General features: G+C 71.6%; 14 protein-coding genes. 6 read left to right on the forward strand and 8 right to left on the reverse strand.

Features of this window, described 5'->3' with window-relative positions; all coding sequences use genetic code 11:
- Positions 1–19 precede the first annotated feature (19 nt).
- The 3 genes from AB0411_RS11175 to AB0411_RS11185 form a co-directional block, all read right to left on the reverse strand.
- Entirely contained in the window at positions 20–1,519 is a 1,500-nt protein-coding gene (locus tag AB0411_RS11175) for an ATP-binding protein (protein ID WP_366416992.1), read from the reverse strand.
- On the reverse strand, positions 1,516–3,201 hold the full coding sequence (locus AB0411_RS11180; RefSeq protein WP_366417389.1) for an FAD-dependent oxidoreductase: 1,686 nt from the start codon (positions 3,199–3,201) through the stop codon (positions 1,516–1,518). The genes AB0411_RS11175 and AB0411_RS11180 overlap by 4 nt, the downstream gene beginning before the upstream one ends.
- Before the next feature lie 152 nt (positions 3,202–3,353).
- Positions 3,354–4,166: an SOS response-associated peptidase gene (locus tag AB0411_RS11185; RefSeq protein ID WP_366416993.1), complete on the reverse strand. Its 813-nt coding sequence runs from the start codon at positions 4,164–4,166 to the stop codon at positions 3,354–3,356.
- A 161-nt stretch (positions 4,167–4,327) separates the two neighbouring features.
- On the opposite strand from AB0411_RS11185, the gene AB0411_RS11190 reads away from it, so the two are divergent.
- The gene (locus AB0411_RS11190) at positions 4,328–4,585 is read left to right on the forward strand and encodes a hypothetical protein (protein WP_260637244.1); all 258 of its coding nucleotides are present in this window, start codon (positions 4,328–4,330) and stop codon (positions 4,583–4,585) included.
- 466 nt (positions 4,586–5,051) lie between these two features.
- Positions 5,052–6,116, forward strand: coding sequence for a D-alanyl-D-alanine carboxypeptidase family protein (locus AB0411_RS11195; RefSeq protein ID WP_366416994.1), 1,065 nt, complete (start codon positions 5,052–5,054; stop codon positions 6,114–6,116).
- 263 nt (positions 6,117–6,379) lie between these two features.
- Here AB0411_RS11195 and AB0411_RS11200 read toward each other — a convergent pair whose 3' ends face one another.
- Positions 6,380–7,357, reverse strand: a complete 978-nt coding sequence (locus AB0411_RS11200; protein ID WP_366416995.1) for a LysR family transcriptional regulator — start codon at positions 7,355–7,357, stop codon at positions 6,380–6,382.
- A 71-nt stretch (positions 7,358–7,428) separates the two neighbouring features.
- Here AB0411_RS11200 and AB0411_RS11205 point away from each other — a divergent pair, with 71 nt between their 5' ends.
- A complete protein-coding gene (locus tag AB0411_RS11205) occupies positions 7,429–8,343 on the forward strand; it encodes a dihydrodipicolinate synthase family protein (protein ID WP_366416996.1) in 915 nt (304 codons plus the stop codon).
- A 12-nt stretch (positions 8,344–8,355) separates the two neighbouring features.
- Here AB0411_RS11205 and AB0411_RS11210 read toward each other — a convergent pair whose 3' ends face one another.
- Entirely contained in the window at positions 8,356–9,345 is a 990-nt protein-coding gene (locus AB0411_RS11210) for a BtrH N-terminal domain-containing protein (protein ID WP_366416997.1), read from the reverse strand.
- Positions 9,346–9,655: 310 nt separating this feature from the next.
- Positions 9,656–10,243 carry a TetR/AcrR family transcriptional regulator gene (locus AB0411_RS11215; RefSeq protein WP_366416998.1) on the reverse strand — a complete coding sequence of 196 codons (588 nt, stop codon included), beginning with the start codon at positions 10,241–10,243 and terminating at the stop codon, positions 9,656–9,658.
- Positions 10,244–10,312: 69 nt separating this feature from the next.
- Here AB0411_RS11215 and AB0411_RS11220 point away from each other — a divergent pair, with 69 nt between their 5' ends.
- Positions 10,313–11,206, forward strand: a complete 894-nt coding sequence (locus AB0411_RS11220; protein WP_366416999.1) for an NADP-dependent oxidoreductase — start codon at positions 10,313–10,315, stop codon at positions 11,204–11,206.
- A gap of 312 nt (positions 11,207–11,518) precedes the next feature.
- Here AB0411_RS11220 and AB0411_RS11225 read toward each other — a convergent pair whose 3' ends face one another.
- Positions 11,519–12,727: a PucR family transcriptional regulator gene (locus tag AB0411_RS11225; protein ID WP_366417000.1), complete on the reverse strand. Its 1,209-nt coding sequence runs from the start codon at positions 12,725–12,727 to the stop codon at positions 11,519–11,521.
- A gap of 171 nt (positions 12,728–12,898) precedes the next feature.
- Between AB0411_RS11225 and AB0411_RS11230 the strand changes: the two genes are divergently transcribed.
- On the forward strand, positions 12,899–14,326 hold the full coding sequence (locus AB0411_RS11230) for a DUF1254 domain-containing protein (protein WP_366417001.1): 1,428 nt from the start codon (positions 12,899–12,901) through the stop codon (positions 14,324–14,326).
- Between the two features lie 336 nt (positions 14,327–14,662).
- Complete coding sequence (locus AB0411_RS11235) at positions 14,663–15,571, forward strand: LmeA family phospholipid-binding protein (RefSeq protein ID WP_366417002.1); 909 nt, start codon at positions 14,663–14,665, stop codon at positions 15,569–15,571.
- Between the two features lie 24 nt (positions 15,572–15,595).
- Here the strand turns inward: AB0411_RS11235 and AB0411_RS11240 are convergent, their stop codons facing one another.
- Positions 15,596–17,104 (reverse strand): amidase, encoded by a 1,509-nt coding sequence (locus AB0411_RS11240; protein ID WP_366417003.1) that lies wholly within the window; start codon positions 17,102–17,104, stop codon positions 15,596–15,598.
- Positions 17,105–17,176: the final 72 nt, after the last annotated feature.

A 17,176-nucleotide genomic window follows, 5' to 3' on the forward strand; every position in this document is an offset into this window, starting at 1 on the left:
ACGACGCCGCTCGGGGAACTCAGGACGGCTCCGGCGCGGAATCGGCAGGGGAAGCGGTAGCGGTAGCGGAATCGGCGTCGCCGTCGGCGGAGGCCAGGGGGAGGCGTACCTGGAAGCGGGTGTCGCCGGGGACGGAGTGGAACCGCAGGTCACCCCGGTGCTTGTTGACGACGATGCGCCAGGAGATGTCCAGCCCGAGGCCCGTGCCCTCTCCCACCGGTTTGGTGGTGAAGAACGGGTCGAAGACGCGGTCGCGGATCTCCTCGGGGACTCCGGGGCCGGTGTCGCGGAACTCGACGAGCAGGTGGTCTCCGTCGCGTGCGGTGCGTACGGTCAGCGTGCCGTCGGCATCCGTGCTGTTCATCGCCGAGACGGCGTTGTCGATCAGATTCGTCCATACCTGGTTGAGCTCGCTGGGGTAGGCCGGGATCCTCGGCAGGCCGCGGTCGTAGTCCTTGACGACGGTGATGCGGGGGCCGATCTTCGCGGAGACCATCAGCAGGGTGCTGTCCAGCAGTTCATGCACGTCCGCGACCTGGTGGGGCGCCCGGTCGAGCTGCGAGTACTGCTTGGCCGCGGTGACGAGGGCCGAGACACGGTTGGTCGACTCCTCGATCTCGTTCATCAACAGCTCGGTCTCGACGGTGTAGTTGAGCCACCGCATGGCCCCTTCGAGGGTGTCCTCGTCCACCACTGCGGCGATCTGGTCCAGCCAGTCGGTGTCGAGGCCGGCCTGGACGAAGATCGGCGCGAGCTGCCATCCGTCGCCGATGCCGTGGTCGTCCAGCCAGTCGGAGAGGGTGTCCTCCCGGTCCGAGGCTTCCAGCGGGCTCAGCGCGGTGGCCTTGGCGACGCGTTCGGCGGTGCGTTCCTGGACGTCGATGAGCGTCTCCAGGCTGTCGCGCCGGTACGGGCGTGCCGCGATGATGCCGAGCTTGTGGCGCATCCCGGCCACACGCTCGCGGAGTGCGGACGTGGCGCGCACCGCCGCGGTGGCGGGGTTGTTCAGTTCATGGGTCAGCCCGGCGGACAGCGAGCCGAGAGCCAGGAGCCGTTCTCGCTGGCCGACCGCCTCCTGGGTGCTCTTCGCACCGAAGAAGAGCCCTTCGAGCAGGTGCACGGCCATGGGGAACCACTCGCGCATGATGGCGGCGAAGGTCTCCGCGGGCAGCACGAAGAAGCGCGCGGGCGCGGGCCCGATGACGCGCAGGGAGCTGTTGTACACCTGCCGCAGGCGGTCGCCCAGGTACGCCTGGAAGGCCCCCGCGTACACCCCGCGGTCGGAGCTCCGGGTGATCTCCACGTCGTAGTCCCCGATGCGGCGCGAGAGCACGATGCTCCCTTCGAGCAGCACGTAGAAGCACGTGGCATCGTCGCCCTCCCCGTACACCGGCCCGGGCGCGAACTCCTCCACGCGGCCCTCCTGGCAGAGCCGGGCGATCTGGTCGGGGGCCAGCTTCTCGAACAGGAACAGCGACCCGAGTTCCTCCCGGCTGCACGGCAGCGGACGGCCGTTCATGACTGCTCCAGATAACGGTGGGCGAGCATGACCGCCATGGCTCCCTCGCCCACGGCGGAGGCGACCCGCTTGGCGGACTCGGCGCGGGCGTCCCCGGCCACGAACACGCCCGGGACGTTGGTCTCCAAGTGGTACGGCGGCCGGTCCAGCTCCCAGCCGGCCGGCGGGCGTCCGTCCGCGGTCAGATCGGGGCCGGTCAGGAGGAATCCGCGGGAGTCCCGGAGCACCGTGCCCTCCAGCCAGTCGGTCAGCGGGGCCGCGCCGATGAAGACGAACATCCACTGGGCGTCGACGAGTTCGGTTTCGCCGGTCGCCGTGTCGCGCAGGGTGAGCTGCTCCAGTTGGCGCGCGCCGTGGGCGGCGTCGACGACCGTGTTGGTGCGCACGGAGATCGTGGGCGTCTCGTCGACCTGCTGGATGAGGTAGTGCGACATCGACGTGGACAGGGACGGCCTCCGCACCAGCACGGTGACCGACTTGGCGCTCCGGGCCAGGTAGATCGCGGCCTGGCCGGCGGAGTTCGCGCCGCCGACGATGTACACATCATGGCCCTGGCACGCGGCCGCTTCGGTCAGGGCCGAGCCGTAGAACACGCCGCAGCCGGTCAACTCGGTCACCTGGGGCGCATCCAGCTGCCGGTACGACACGCCGGTCGCGAGGATCACGGCGTGCGCGGCGACGGCGGAGCCGTCCGAGAACCGGACGACGCGCGACGCGCCGTTGACCTCCAGCCCGGTGACCTCCCGCGCGGTCAGGATCTCGGCACCGAACTTCGCCGCCTGGCGCCGGGCCCGGTCGGTGAGCTGCGCCCCGGACACGCCGTCCGGAAAGCCGAGGTAGTTCTCGATGCGCGAGCTCTGGCCCGCCTGGCCCCCGGTCGCGGAGCGCTCCACCAGAACGGTCCGCAGGCCCTCGGAGGCCCCGTACACCGCCGCACCCAGACCGGCCGGTCCGCCGCCGATGACGACGAGGTCGTAGAAGTCGGTCGCCGGGGTCGTCGCCAGGCCGACCCGGGCGGCCAGCTCCCGGTCCTCGGGCTCGACGAGGGCGGTGCCGTCCGGAGTGATCACCAGCGGGAGCCGCAGCCCCTCCTCGCCCGCGGCGCACAGCAGCCGCCGGCCCTCCGGCTCGTCGGACGAGTACCAGCGGTACGGCACCTGGTTGCGTGCCAGGAACTCCCGCACGGCCGACGAACGCGCCGACCAGCGGTGCCCGACGACCTTGGTGACCGCCACCGGCCGGTGGTCGGCCGCCCGCCAGGCCGACAGAAGATCGTCGAGCACGGGGTAGAGCTTCTCCTCGGGCGGCTCCCAGGGCTTGAGGAGATAGTGGTCGAGGTCGATGACATTGATCGCGTCGATGGCCGCGTCGGTGTCCGCGTACGCCGTCAGCAGCACCCGGCGGGCGTCGGGGTAGATGTCGAGGGCCTGCTCAAGGAACTCGATGCCGTTCATCTTCGGCATCCGGTAGTCCGCCACGATCACCGCGACGGGGCCGCCGCGGAGCTTCAGCTCACGCAGGGCGGCAAGCGCGGACTCGCCGGACTCCGCGCGCACCACCCGGTACGACGCGCCGTAGCGTCGCCGCAGATCACGGGCGACGGCACGCGACACGCCCGGGTCGTCGTCCACGGTCAGAATGACGGTCCGCGCCGGACTGGCGGCCTGATCGGCCTGACCCATAGGCATCCCGCCTGATGATCCTGAGGCATCCCGTCCCCGAGCCGCTCGCCCGTCCGCACCGACGTCACGTGCCGGTCCGACACGTCGGTGCGCGGGCACTGACCATTTTATGGGTGATCGGCATGGACGCCAGTCGTCACCGGCCGTCGCCGTCAGCCGTCGGACGAGGACTCGGCGCTCTCGGAAGTCTCGGCGGTCTCGGCGGTGCCAGCGGTGCCGGGCGCCTCGTCGGCCCCGTCGATCTCGTCCAGGAGATGCGGCCCGTTGTTGCGGACGCTGTTGACCGCGGTGGAGACGGCGCGGGTGTGGAGGTGGCCCGCGGCCGGGGCGGTGAGCAGCGCGCGGAGCTCGCCGGGGTCCTGGTGGGCGGGGTCGAGCCAGGCGCTCCAGTCGTCGGGGGCGATGGCCAGCGGCATACGGGGGTGGACGCGGCCCGCGGCGTCGGTGGCCTCGGTGGTGATGATGGTGCAGGTGGTCCACCACGCTCCGGGCGCGTCGTCGTCGGCGACGTCGGGGGCGCGCCAGAACTCGTACAGGCCGGCGAGCGCCATGGCCCGGCCGTCCTCCGGGCTGATGAAGTACGGCTGCTTGCGGGCCTTGGCCGTCTTGGTCGCCGCGACGGTCTGCCACTCGTAGAAGCCGTCCGCCGGCAGCAGGCACCTGCGCTTGGCGAAGGCCCGGCGGTAGGCGGGCTTCTCCGCGACCGTCTCCACCCTGGCGTTGATCATCTTCGCGCCGACGTCCGGGCTCTTCGCCCACGACGGCACCAGCCCCCAGCGCAGCGGACGCAGCTGCCGGGTGACCTCACCGGTGTCGCGTTCCACGCGTTCCAGCACCGACCACACGTCATCGGTGGGGGCCACGTTCCAGCTCGGTTGGAGCACCTGGCCGGGGTCCCAGCGCGTGACCTCGAACAGGTCGACCAGGTCCTGCGGACGGCGGGTGGAGGCATATCGACCGCACATACCGTCCAGCCTGCCACGCCGCCGGCCATCGCCCGCTCACCCGCGCCCCACCGCCCGACCCACCGGGGCGGCGGCAGATCCCGGGGAAACGCCCGCATGCGCCGTTCCGGTGCCGCGCGCCTGTCCCGCAGCCGACGCCTCAGGCACTTAAATATCGGAGCGTGACTAAAGAGCCGCGACGCTTCACGATCTTGTTGGTCCCCGAACACGTCGAGGACCGGGGCGGTGCCTCCGTGGAGGACTCCGCCGTCCGCTCGGCGGTCGTCGAGGCGACGGGCGAGACCGGCGCCTCGGGCTACCCCCGCTACGTCGGACACGGGATCGTGGCCGACATCGACCCCCGCACGCGCACGGTCGAGGCCGTGCTCGTCGACGGCACGGAGCTGGACTACGGGCTGATCGCCACGGTCGCTCCCTGACCAGGCGCCGTCGCCGAGCGGCTTGCCGGCGACGGGGCGTGGGCGCCAACGGGCGGTGCGAGGGACGTCGGCGTCCGGCGGGTCGTCAGGCCCGTGGCAGGGCATCGAAGGCCGTCGTGATCAGGAAGTCGTCCACCTGAGTGTTCCGACCTGGCGTGATGCGGTCGTGCGGGCCTCCGGCCTGCCGCCGGACCGGCAAACCAAACCGGACGCGTCGGAGTTGGCGGACGGCGCCGGATGGGCGGGCATTGGCAGTGATCCCGTATCCCGGGGGAATCCACCGGGGGCTGCGCGCGAGCGACCTCAGGGGGCTCACCGGTCACTTGCGCAACACCTTCCCAAGGCGAACTCCCGTTACACGGCTATGACATAGCCGACTTGAGTCACTGTGATCGCACAAGTAGGTTCATCGTGAACCGAGTTCTACTACACGCCGGCGTCCCTTCGCCGGAAGGATGGACGCCCCATGGGTTCCCACGCCCGCCCCAACCGCATACACCGCACCGGAGTCCGGATCGCGATGGTCGCACTCGTCGGTGCCGCCCTGCCGATCACCGCCGGCGGCCTCGCCCAGGCGGCCACCCCCGGTGCCACGCACTCCGCCGACGAGAACGACCAGCAGGGCAACGAGGCCACCGCAACGGCCGGTCAGAAGCAGGGCACGCAGCGGCAGTTCCAGTCCGCCCGGGCGGCGCAGCACGCCGCCAAGGGCACGGCAGCCGATGCGCGGGACGCGAAGAGCCAGGACGCTCCCCAGATCCACGCCGACCACGCCTTCCTGCTGGATGCCCGCGACGGCAGCCAGGAGCGGGAGCTGTGGGGCGGGGCCAAGGCGGACGAGAGCGTGTCGATGGCCAGCACCACCAAGATCATGACGGCCATGGTGGTGCTCAAGCACCCGGAGTGGCTGAACCGGCAGATCACGGTGAAGCAGGAGTACCGGGACTACGTCCAGAAGGTCGGTGGCAGCACCGCCGACCTCCAGACCGGCGACACGCTGACCGTCGAGCAGCTGCTGCACGCCATGCTGATCCCGTCCGGCGACGATGCCGCGATGGCCCTGGCCGACAACCTCGGCACCGGGGCCACCGCGGACGCACGGATCGCCGACTTCGTGAACCAGATGAACGTCGAAGCGCAACAACTGGGCCTGACCGGCACGCACTTCGACGGCTTCGACGGCATCTCGCACGGCAACAACTTCAGCACCGCCCGCGACCTGGCCAAGCTCGGCCAGCGCGCCATGCTGCAGCCGGTGTTCGCCGACATCGTGAAGAACAAGCAGTTCAAGGCCGAGGCCCCGGCGGCCAACGGCCACACCCGGTACTACACCTGGGTCAACACCAACAAGCTGCTGACCAGCTACGACGGTGCCCTGGGCATCAAGACGGGCAGCGGCCCGGAGGCCGGCTACGCCCTCGTCTTCGCCGCCGAGCGGGACAACCGCACCCTGGTCGGCGCGATCCTCAAGGACGACCAGGGCCGCTTCGACGACGCCACCAAGATGCTCGACTGGGGCTTCGCCCACTGAACGGGCAGCGCCCCCGGCACTGAGCGCGCACCGCGTGCGGCACCACCGACGCCCTTGACCCGGCTCCCACGCACCGCCCCCACGCAGGCTCCGCCATCCGGGGAGTCGGGCGTCATCCAGGCGACGGACCCCCGCCGGCCTGCTCCGGCGGGGGTTCGTGCGGGGCGGGGAACCCATGGGCGCGACGACCTGACTCCGAGGGATGGCCCGTCGGTTCGCAGTCAACTCGATGCGGCGGCCCCGGCCTCGGCCCCCGCCCCGGCCTAGGCGTCCTGCTCCGGCACGGTCGGTGCCGAGTCCGCGGGGCGCATCGGGCTTCGCTCATCGAGCCCTGACCCACTCATCCAGCGCACTGCCGCTCGTGCCGCTGCCACGAAGGCGGCGATCGCCGGGTGCGTACCGCCGCCCGCGCGGAAGGCGACCTTCGACCGGCGGAACAACGGCAACTTGGTCAACACCACGCCTTCGGGGCCTTGCGCGGTGGCCATCTCCGGTACGAATCCGGCCCCTTGGCCGGTGGCGGCCAGGGCCAGCACGGTGCGGAAATCGTTGACCTGGTGGCGGATTCTCGGCTGGAACCCGGCTGCCTGGCAGGCGCGTACGGCCATCGCGTGACCGGTCGTGCCGTCCCGCGCGGTGATCCACGGGGCCTCGGCGTAGGGCCCGAGCAGCTCGGCCAGGATGTCGGTACGGCCGGACTTCATGAGCGCCGTATTGGTGACGAGGTACATCGGCTCTTCCAGCAGGGGCACCTCGTCCACGGTGGTGTCCGGTGACGCGGGTACGAAGTCGTAGTCGTGGACAAGCGCGACGTCGAGTTCGCCGGCTCGCAGGCCGTCGGACACCCGGGCGGAGTCGATCTCCTGCACCATCGGCTCCAGCGCGGGATGCCGTCGGGCCAGCTCGGCCAGCGTGGCGGGCACGATGGTGTGGCCGCCGGAGGGGAAGGTCCCGATGCGCAGCGGCCCGCCGATGCCGTCGCGGGCGCTGGCCAGCTCGGCGACCGCCAGTTCGAGGCGTTCCAGCACGGCGTCGGCGTGTGCGACGAGGGACCGGCCGGCGGGCGTGAGGACCACGCGCCTGCCGCTGCGTTCCAGCAAGGGCACGCCGGCCTCGCGTTCCAGTACGCCCAGCTGCTGGGAGACGGCGGATGCGGTGAAGGTCAGCGCGTCGGCCACGGCGGCGATCGTGCCCCGCCGGTCCAGTTCGCGCAGCAGGTGGAGACGTCGGACATCGAGCATAAGTTCAGCTTAGGCATAAAGGTAGAAATCAGAAATGGATCTACAGGGTCGGTGTGGGCCAGGCTGGGAGCATGAACCCCGAACCGATGTTCAACGGCCTCTACGTCCCCTTGGTGACCCCGTTCACCACCGACCTGCGGCTGGCCCCCGATGCGCTGGCCCGACTCGCCGACGAGGCGCTGTCGGCCGGCGCCTCCGGGCTCGTCGCCCTCGGCACCACCGCGGAATCGGCCACCTTGACCGCGGAGGAGAAGCAGACGGTGGTGCGCATCTGCTCGGCCGCCTGCCGAGCACACGGCGCCCCGTTGATCGTCGGGGTCGGCACCAATGACACCGCCGCCGCCATCACGTCGCTGCGCGAGCTGGCGGCCGCCGGCGACGTGGCTGCGGCGCTGGTTCCCGCGCCGCCCTACATCCGGCCCGGCGAAGCGGCGACACTGGCGCATTTCGCCGCGCTGGCCGAACACGGCGGTATGCCGCTGATCGTGTACGACATCCCCTACCGCACGGGACAGACCCTCAGCGCCGGCACGATCGCAGCGCTCAGCCGCCTGCCGGGGGTCGTCGGGATCAAGCACGCGACCGGCGTGATCGACGCGACCACGGTGGAGGTGCTCGGTGCCCCTGAGCCCGGCTTCGCCGTGCTCGGCGGCGACGACGTCGTCCTCTCACCGCTGGTCGCGGCGGGTGCCCACGGCGGAATCGTCGCATCGGCCAATCTGCGCACCGCCGACTACGCCGAACTGATCTCGTTGTGGCATCGCGGCTCCGCGGCGCCCGCCCGAGGGCTCGGCGCCGAGCTGGCCCGGCTGTCCGCCGCCCTGTTCGCCGAACCGAACCCCACAGTGATCAAGGGGGTGCTGCACGCGCAGGAACGCATTCCCAGCCCGGCCGTCCGGATGCCCTTGCTGGCCGCCTCCGCCGGAACGGTCCGCCGGGCGGCACTCCTGGCCGGAAGCCGTGCACGCCAGGTGTCCCTGGCCTGACACGTCGGGCCTTTACTGTCCCAGGCGGCTCAGCGCCTGCATGGCCTCGCGCTCGATGCGTGCAAGGCCGTGGAGGGCGGTCCCTGCCTCGACGAGGCACTGTGCCTCGCCTGCTGTGCCGGCTTGTGCGAGCAGCGCTGCGACGTGCGTCCACAGGGCGGCTGCCTCGCTGTACAGGCCGTGGCCCGTGCGCAGGTGGCTGCTGTCCAGCCGGTGGGTGCATTCAGCGAGGAAGTCGCGGAAGAGGTTGCGGAACAGGGCGCCGCCGGTGCCGGCCTTCTCCATCAAGAGGGCCGTCCGCGGCAGGTCCCGCTCCGGGGTGTCGGTCCGCTGGAGCCAGGTGCGCACCAGCTTGCCGGCCTTGTCGATGCCTCGGTAGCCGAGGTTGGCGATGGGCGGGTTGAGGAAGGCGTCGGCGCATGCGGTGATGGCGGGAACGATCTGGTCCCGTGGGGAGGGCAGGTCCCTCGGGGCGGTGAGGGTGAAGGACCGGTGCTTGGCGGTCATCGGGCCGCGTGCGGCCCTGGCCCGGGCGAGGCCGGCCAGGCCGGTGGACACCTTTCCGCCTTGCTGGTCGGTGTCCACCAGGTAGGCGTGGTGGTCGTCGTAGCCGTACATGGCGACGACATGACCGCCGAAGTGCACCTTGGAGCCGAAGTAGTCCAGGTGGTAGCTGTCGAGTTGCAGGCCGACGGGACGGCCGGCGTCGATGGGCGTCGCCACGTGCTCCCAAGCCCTGCGGGGAGAGGTGGTCTCGTGGACCACGAGCTCCAGCCCGAGTCCGCTGGCCAGATTGCGGGTGAGGTCGAAAGGCTTGACCCGCCCCCCGAGGAAGGGGAAACCCATGCTCTTGCTGTCCCAATAGACGAAGGACAGACCGGAGCCGAGGCCGAAAAGCATCGGCTCGGACAGATCGATCCCCTCGTGCCGCAAGAGCACCCCCAGAGCCGTCGTCTCGCAGTGCTGCGTACCGCGGGCCTCGATGTCTCCTACGGCGGCCATGCCATACCTCCCTGGACGGGCCTGATCAGACGGTTCATCAGTGCTCCGGGCGTGATCGGTACCGGTACCGCTGCCGGCCCGACGAGAGGGGCCCCGCGGACCGAGGCGTACGGGGAGCAGTCCGTTCTCCCGCATGACGGCGACAACACTCTTGTCGCCGGTAGGTGAGTGAGGCGGGCCGGCCGGGTCCCCGGATGCTGACGCCGGCCGGGTGGTGAGGCCGGAGGCAAGCGGGCTGTCGGACACGACCGGGCATGCCACGACGCGTCACCGCCCGACCGGCCGATGGCCTGCGGGGAGGAACAGCTCCTCACGCGCGTCGAGAAGGAGCGGTGACCTCCCAGGCCGCCTCGATCATCTGGAAGATCTCGTCCACCGCGGCCTCCGGATCCGCCGCCTCACGGGCCAGCGAATAGGCGTCGATCACGAACCTCGCGATCGTCCGGCAGGCCGTTGTGTTCTGCGGCAGGCCGGGATCGGCGCCGAGGGCCGTGGCCAGCGACTCCGCATGACGCAGCCTCATCGACTCCTCGTACTCCCGCAGGGCAGGTGACGCGTCGATCATGCGCCAGATCGGGGCGGCGCTGTCCGCCGTGCAATGGCGCACCAGGGCCCGGACCTCCCGGCGCAGTACAGGGATGAGCGGCTCGTGCGGTGCCCGGCCGGTGACCGCCTGGGCGAGGCGGTGCTCGAAGTCTGCGTCCTGCTCGAAGACCAGGGCCTCTTTCGAGGCGAAGTGGGAGAAGACGGTGGTGACGGCCACGTCGGCCTCGGCGGCCACGTCACGGATGCCCACCGCGTCGTAGCCGCGTTCCAGGAACAGCCGCAGAGCGGTGTCGGCGATCTTCTGGCGGGTCGCGGCCTTCTTGCGCTCGCGGCGTCCGGACTGCACGGTCATGCCCTGACGCTACCAGGCACAAGGACGAAACTGTTTCAAAACACTAACCGTTAGTGCTACGTTCGGGGTATGAAGAGAGTGAGCTACGCCGAGTTCGGCGGTCCGGACGTGCTGCGACTGGAAGACGCCGAGGAGCCCCACGCGGGCCCCGGTCGGATACGTGTCGCCGTGCGGGCGGCGGGTGTGAACCCCTTCGACTGGAGGGTCCGTGAGGGCCAGTTCCTGGCGGCCCATCCGGTCGAGTTGCCCGCCGGGGTCGGGCAGGACGCCGCCGGGGTGGTGGACGAGGTCGGTGAGGGCGTCGACGGGGTCGAGGTCGGCGACCCCGTGTTCGGCGAAGGGGTGAGTACCTATGCCGAGCTCGCCGTGCTGTCGGCCTGGGCCCGGATGCCCGAGGGGCTGACGTTCGAAGAGGCGGCCGGGTACCCGTCCGTGGTGGAGACCGCGCTGCGCATCCTCCGTGAGGTCGGTGTGCGGCCCGGGCAGACGCTGCTGGCCAGCGGTGCGTCCGGGGGAGTCGGATCGGCGGTGCTGCAGATCGCCCGCGAGCGGGGCATCGCGGTGATCGGCACGGCCGGGGCCGCGAACCAGGACTATCTGCGCGGTCTGGGGGCCCTCGCCACGACGTACGGCGAGGGCTGGGTCGAGCGGGTGCGGCAGCTCGGCCATGTCGACGCGGCGCTCGATCTGGCCGGCTCCGGCGTGATCCGCGAACTCGTCGAACTGACCGGGGATCCGCAGAAGGTGGTCTCCATCGCCGATCTCGCCGCGCCGGACCTCGGCGTACGGTTCTCCGGCGTGGCCGGGAGCATGCCCGAAGCGCTCGCCGAGGCCGCCGACCTCATCGCACGGGGAAGGCTCCACATCCCGGTCGAGAAGTCCTACCCGCTCGCCGAGGCCGCGGCGGCGCACGTCGACAGCCAGGCCGGTCACACGCGCGGGCGCCGGGTCATCGTCGTCTGAGCCGTTTCCTGCGAGCCGTGGCCCGTGAACCGGTTCCTGCGCCGTCGGACGGACCGGGACCTGGGAGTTCTCGATCGGCCCGAGCGATGTCGGTGTAGTGGCGCGGCCCATCCGCCAGGGCGCTGCCCCCGCCGTCGGACGCAGGGCTGGCGGAACAGCACCGACCGGCCGCCCGCCGCCGTCCGGACGCGCCGGGGGAGGGGTCCGCACGCGTCCAGGCGGAGCCGCCCCTGGCCGAGCGGGAATCGAGGCTCCCGTCGGCTCGCGTACGGCAACGGCGGCCGAGTCCGCCGCCCCCCGCTGAAGCCTCCGTCAGCCGGACGGAAAGCCGGTTGCCGAGTCCTCGGCGAGCCGGCGGAGGGTGAGGGCGGCTCCGAAGAGCTGTACGCCGTGTGTGGTGTGCGGGTCCAGGCCGGTGAGGTGGGCGGCTCGGGCGAGGCGGTTGTCGACGGTGTTGGGGTGGACGCTGAGCGCCTGGGCCGTGCGGCGTCGGTCGAGGTCGCAGCCGAGGAAGGCGGCGACGGCCTCGACCAGACCGACCTGGCCGTCCAACGGGTCGAGGAGCGCGGCCAGTTCGGCGGCGCTGTCCTTGGATCCGGCCAGATGGTAATCGAGCAGTACGTCCTGGAGCCGGTGCACGCCGGGGGTGCGGGCGATGGCGGCGATCCGCTGCGCCTGCTCGGCGGCGGCGGGGACGTCCTCCGGCGTGGCCGCGAGGGCGGCCCCCGCGATCACCGGGCGGGACAGGCCGGTGGACAGGTGCCGGACGAGGTCGGCGTGGGCGGTGCCGACGGGGAGCAGGATGTGGCCGCCCTGTTCGTTCGGCAGGCTGAGTGCTCGGCCCTCCGCGGCGGGTGCGAGACGGACCAGGACCTGGTGGAGGAGACGCCGCGCGGCCACCGGTTCCTGGGGCCCGGGGGCACGGACGCTGAGCACGAGGTAGCCGGGTTCGAGTGGCAGTCCGCACCGGGCGGCCACCTCCTGCGGCGCGTCGCCGCGGAGCAGTGCCGCGGCCAGTTCCCGTCCTGCCGCCTGCTGGTCGGCCAGCCCCAGCAGGTACGCCTCGGTGGCCTGCTCGGCCAGGGAGTTGACCGTGGTGAACAGCCGGCGGGTGAGCCACAGCAGGGCGGCCTCCTCCCCGGGGCGGGCGGCGGCGCAGAGCGCGTCCGCCACCGCCTCGGCACCGACGTGGTACGCCCTGAGCAGCCCGGTCAGGGGGACGCCCTCCGCGGCGCGCTGGGTGGCGCGTTCCCGGAGCACCTCGGTGTCGGTGTCCGCGAGGCCCCGCACGCCGCGGAGGAAGCCGCGGAAGGTGTGGCGGGCGGCCGAGGCGATCTCCAGGTCCTGCATGTCGTCGGGGAGGCGGTCGAAGCCGGGGACCTCGGCCCGCTGGCGCTCGACGACCAGTCGGGCCAGGTGGTTGATCCGGGGTTCGAGGCGGGTGGCCATCCGGACCACCTGCTCGCGGATGTTCTCGCCCGGTTCCGGGGCCGCGGCCGGCGATGCGCTGCGTTGTGACACATCACAACGATAGGCCGCCTGACGTGTCCTCAGAGCCGATTGTCCCGGCCGGTTGGTGGGACGACAGTGAGGCGACAGCGACCTGACCTTCGTGCTGCGCGGTGTCGGCCGCCCGGCCCACCCGCATCCGGCCGTCACCTCCGACAACAGCCCTGTGAGGAAGAGCCCTTCATGAACGCAACGCGACGACTCCGCCGCTGGGGCGCCGCCGCCGGTGTGGGGGTGGCCGTGCTCGCCCTGTCCGCCCCGCCGGTGGAAGCAGCCCGGGCGAGTACGGCACACCCCGCGCCCGCCGCCACCACCGCCGACGCGGTCAAGGCCTACGTCTACGGCTATCCGCTGGTCCTGGCGCGCGCCACCGAGCAGGCGTCCACCAACGTCCGCAAGCCCGATCCGGCGACCCTGCGGGCACCGGTGAACCAGTTCGCCAAGGCGGACAGAGCTCCCGGCCCGGAGTTCCACACGGTGGTGGCCCCGAACGTCGACACCCTGTACACCTCGGCGTGGCTGGACCTGAAGAAGGGGCCGATCGTGCTCCATGTACCGGACACCAAGGGCCGGTACTTCATGATGCCCATGCTCAGCGCCTGGACCGACGTCTTCGCCTCCCCGGGAACCCGCACCACCGGCAGCTCGGCGGGCGACTTCGCCCTCACCGGCCCCGGCTGGCACGGCCGACTGCCCGCCGGAGTCAAGCGGATCAAGTCCCCCACCCAGACCGCGTGGATCATCGGCCGGACGCAGTTCAACGGCCCCTGCGACCTGCCCGCGGTGAAGGCGCTGGTCCGCCACTACACCCTCGAACCGCTCCGCGACTACGGTCACCACCACTCCCCGCCCCCGGGCCGCGTCGATCCGAACGTCCCCGCTGCATCGCCGGCCGCCCGCGTCGCCGGCATGGACGCGCAGACCTTCTTCTCCCGGCTCGCCTCGTCCATGGCCACCAACCCGCCCGCGAAGAAGGACGCCCGCATGGTGGCCACCCTGGCCCGCCTGGGCATCGTCCCCGGCCGGCCGTTCGACATCGACGCCAAGGGTCCTGCCACGGCAGAGGCCCTGCGCCAGGCCGTACCCGCGGCCCAGAAGCGGATCCGGGCCGCGCTCGCCACGTCCGGGAACGACGTGAACGGCTGGCGCGTCTCGCTCGACCTGGGCGACTACGGCACCGACTACCTGCTGCGCGCGACCACCGCCTGGCAAGGGCTCGGCGCCAACCTCCCCCAGGACGCCGTCTACCCGATCGTCCGCACCGACAGCCGGGGCAAGCCGCTGACCGGAGCCAAGCGGTACGTCCTCCACTTCGCCCCAGGGCAAACCCCGCCGGTGAAGGCCTTCTGGTCCCTCACGATGTACGACCCGGACGGCTTCCTGGTGCGCAACCCGATCCACCGCTACGAGGTCGGCCACGCCGTCGAGCCGACCCGCAACCCCGACGGTTCCACGGACATCTACCTCCAGCACGACGCCCCGGCAGGCAAGAAGTCCAACTGGCTGCCCGCACCGAGCGGCCGGTTCTCCATGATCCTGCGCATGTACCGGCCCAAGTCCACTGTCCTCGACGGCACCTGGTCCCCGCCCGCGGTCACCATGACCCACTGACGCGCGCCCCGTCAGCCGGCTTCGGCGCTCTCCGCGGCGGTGTCCCGGAGACCGTGCAGGACTTGGTTCGAGTGCCCGGGCTGTGGTCGCATGGTGGCGATGCTCTCCAACGAACCTTCCGCAGACTCCACGGCGCGGATACCGGCGAGCCGTGCTCCCCAGGACGGCCCGGCCTCGGACACCCCGGCCTCGGACACCCCGGGCCCGGACGAGCCGTCGGCCCGGGGCGGCGCAGCCGGAGCCGGAACCGCAACCGCAGCCGACACAGGCACTGGCAACACGAGCACCGGCGACGCGAAGGCGCCCCCGCGGACCGGGCGCAGGTCGCGGCGGATCGTGCGGAGGACCGCGAAGGCGGTCGTCGCGCTGGCCGTCGTTCTTGCGTTTCTTGCGCTGGGGGACCGGTGGGCCGTGCTCTACGCCGAGAACCTGGCGGCGCAGCAGGTGCAGAAGGCGCTGAAGCTGCGTGCCGAGCCCGAAGTGCACATCGACAGCGTCCCGTTCGTCGGGCAGGTGCTCGCGGGCGACATCGACCACGTCGAGGTCGACGTTCCCGATGTCGACGCCGGGCCGGTCTCCGTCGCTCAGGTGAAGGGGACGGCGGACGACATCCGGATCGTCGGCAGCCTGCCGTCCTCGGTCAAGGGCGCGGTGCTGAGCCGGGTGCGCGGTGACATCCTGCTGGACTTCAAGGACCTGAACCGTGAAGTCGGCGCCTCACAGATCCACTTGAGGCCCGGCCCCGGGAAGAACACGGTGCTGGCCGGCGGCGACCTGCCGGTGGGCGACAAGCACGCCCAGGTCCGGGGGCGTGCGCAGTTGCAGCGCACCGGGGACCGCGGCCTGCGCATGACCGTGCAGGACACGCGCGTGGTGGTGCCCGGTCTGCTCACGTACGTACCGGGCAAGGGAGGTGGCGTGCAGCTGACGGCACCCGTCGCCGGCAAAATGGACGAGGGGGCGCTGCAACAGGCGGCCGGGAAGCACGTCCGTCCGGAGCAGATGATGAAGGGCCGCGTGCTGGACACGCTCGTGGATCACCCCTCGCTGCTCGGGCCCACCGGTATCGATCCCTCGCTCATCCAGGACCTGCAGAAGCTCCGGGAGCCGAAGGTCGCGCAGCAGATGGAGTTCTCCGGGCGGCTGCCGGACAACCTGCCGGGCGACATTCGGCTGCGCGGCATCTCCGTGACGAAGAACGGCATCCGTGCGGAGCTGACCGGCAAGGACGTACGGGTGGGCTGAGACCACCGCACGGAGCCGGCGACGTCACGCGGGCGCGACGGATCCGCCTTCGGGCACGCGATACCGGCCCGTCCCCGCGTGGCCCGGCGCTGTCATGGCCCCCGCCCACACGGCGGGGGTCCGCTGCGCCCAGGGAGCGGCCTGTTCCAGCTGGCCGGCGAGGCGGAAGAGGACGTCCTCGCGTCCGTATCCCGCGGCGAACTGGATGCCGATGGGGAGTCCGGTGACCGGGTCGGTCTCCAGGGGCACGGACATGGCCGGGGTGCCCGCGACATTGAACGCGGCGGTGAACGGCGAGCGGTGGAAGAGCTGTTTGAGCCAGCCGAGACCGTCGGCGCCCTCGGCTCCCTCGGCGTACGTGCCCAAGGGGACGGGCAGTTCGGGCAGGGTCGGGGTGAGCAGCAGGTCGTATTCGGTGAAGTACTGGCCGATCGCGCGCGCGACGCCGTTGCGCATGGCGAGCGCGTGGACGAACTCGGCCCCGGTGACCTGCTGTCCGTAGGCGTAACCGGCCAGCATCTCGGGTTCGACGGTGGTGGCGTCGACGGGGCGGGCGAAGGCCGCGGCGAAGCCGTCGATCCACGTCACCAGATTGGTGCTCCAGAGGCGGGCGTTGGCCAGGACGAATTCCTCCCAGCCGACGCCGAGGCCGACCCGGACCCCTTCCACCCGGTGTCCCAGGGACTCGGCGAGTCGTGCGGAGCGGAGTGTGGCGTCGACCACGGTGGCGTCGACGGTCCGACCGCCCCAGGGCCGCGTCAGGAGGCCGATCCTCAAGCTGCCCGGGGAGCGGGTGACCTCCTGCGCATAGGGCCGCTCCGGCCGCTGGGCGGCATAGGGATCACCGGCCTCGGGGCCATGGACGAGGTCCAGCAGCGCGGCGCTGTCGCGGACCGAGCGGCTGAGGGCGCCGTGGACGGCGAGCCCGTTGAAGACCTCGTCCGCGTCGGGGCCCATGGAGATCCGACCGCGGGTCGGCTTCAGCCCGAACAGACCGTTGCCGGCGGCGGGGACGCGGAGGGAGCCCGCCGCGTCGGTGGCGTGCGCGATCGGGACGATGCCCGCGGCGACGGCGGCTCCCGAGCCGCCGCTGGAGCCGCCAGGGCTACGGGCCGGGTCCCAGGGGTTACGGGTGGCGCCGTACAGGACGCCTTCCGTGGTGGTGCTGTAGGCGAACTCCGGAGTCGCCGTGCGTCCGAGCGTCACCAGCCCGGCGCGACGGAAGCGCGCCATGAGCGAGGAGTCGGCCCGGGCGACGTTCCCCGCGGCGAGGCGGCTGCCCAGTTCCACCCGCTTGCCGGCCATCGCGACGGCGAGGTCTTTGATCAGGAAGGGCACCCCCGCCAGTGGCGTACTGCCCGGAGTCGGCGTGTCCTGTGCGGGCCAGGTCTCGACGACGGCGTTGATCTGCGGATTCACCGCGTCGGACGCCAGCTGGGCGGTCGAGGCGAGTTCCGCGGCAGTCACGTGGCCGCGAGCCACCAGCTCGGCCAGGGCGACGCCGTCGTAGGTCACGTACTCGGAGAGCTTCATGTCGTCCGTTCAGGAGAAGTGATACCGGCCCGCGCTACCGATCGGTATCTCATGAGACCGATCGGTATCGTG

This window comes from Streptomyces angustmyceticus (genome assembly GCF_040701845.1).
Lineage (GTDB): Bacteria > Actinomycetota > Actinomycetes > Streptomycetales > Streptomycetaceae > Streptomyces > Streptomyces angustmyceticus_A.

Coding starts and splice junctions, on each gene's coding strand:
- AB0411_RS11175 (WP_366416992.1), bottom strand. CDS start 1,519: ATGAACGGCCGTCCGCTGCCGTGCAGCCGGGAGGAACTCGGGTCGCTG.
- AB0411_RS11220 (WP_366416999.1), top strand. CDS start 10,313: ATGAAGAGAGTGAGCTACGCCGAGTTCGGCGGTCCGGACGTGCTGCGA.
- AB0411_RS11200 (WP_366416995.1), bottom strand. CDS start 7,357: ATGCTCGATGTCCGACGTCTCCACCTGCTGCGCGAACTGGACCGGCGG.
- AB0411_RS11210 (WP_366416997.1), bottom strand. CDS start 9,345: ATGGCCGCCGTAGGAGACATCGAGGCCCGCGGTACGCAGCACTGCGAG.
- AB0411_RS11240 (WP_366417003.1), bottom strand. CDS start 17,104: ATGAAGCTCTCCGAGTACGTGACCTACGACGGCGTCGCCCTGGCCGAG.
- AB0411_RS11180 (WP_366417389.1), bottom strand. CDS start 3,201: ATGGGTCAGGCCGATCAGGCCGCCAGTCCGGCGCGGACCGTCATTCTG.
- AB0411_RS11215 (WP_366416998.1), bottom strand. CDS start 10,243: ATGACCGTGCAGTCCGGACGCCGCGAGCGCAAGAAGGCCGCGACCCGC.
- AB0411_RS11205 (WP_366416996.1), top strand. CDS start 7,429: ATGAACCCCGAACCGATGTTCAACGGCCTCTACGTCCCCTTGGTGACC.
- AB0411_RS11185 (WP_366416993.1), bottom strand. CDS start 4,166: ATGTGCGGTCGATATGCCTCCACCCGCCGTCCGCAGGACCTGGTCGAC.
- AB0411_RS11195 (WP_366416994.1), top strand. CDS start 5,052: ATGGGTTCCCACGCCCGCCCCAACCGCATACACCGCACCGGAGTCCGG.
- AB0411_RS11230 (WP_366417001.1), top strand. CDS start 12,899: ATGAACGCAACGCGACGACTCCGCCGCTGGGGCGCCGCCGCCGGTGTG.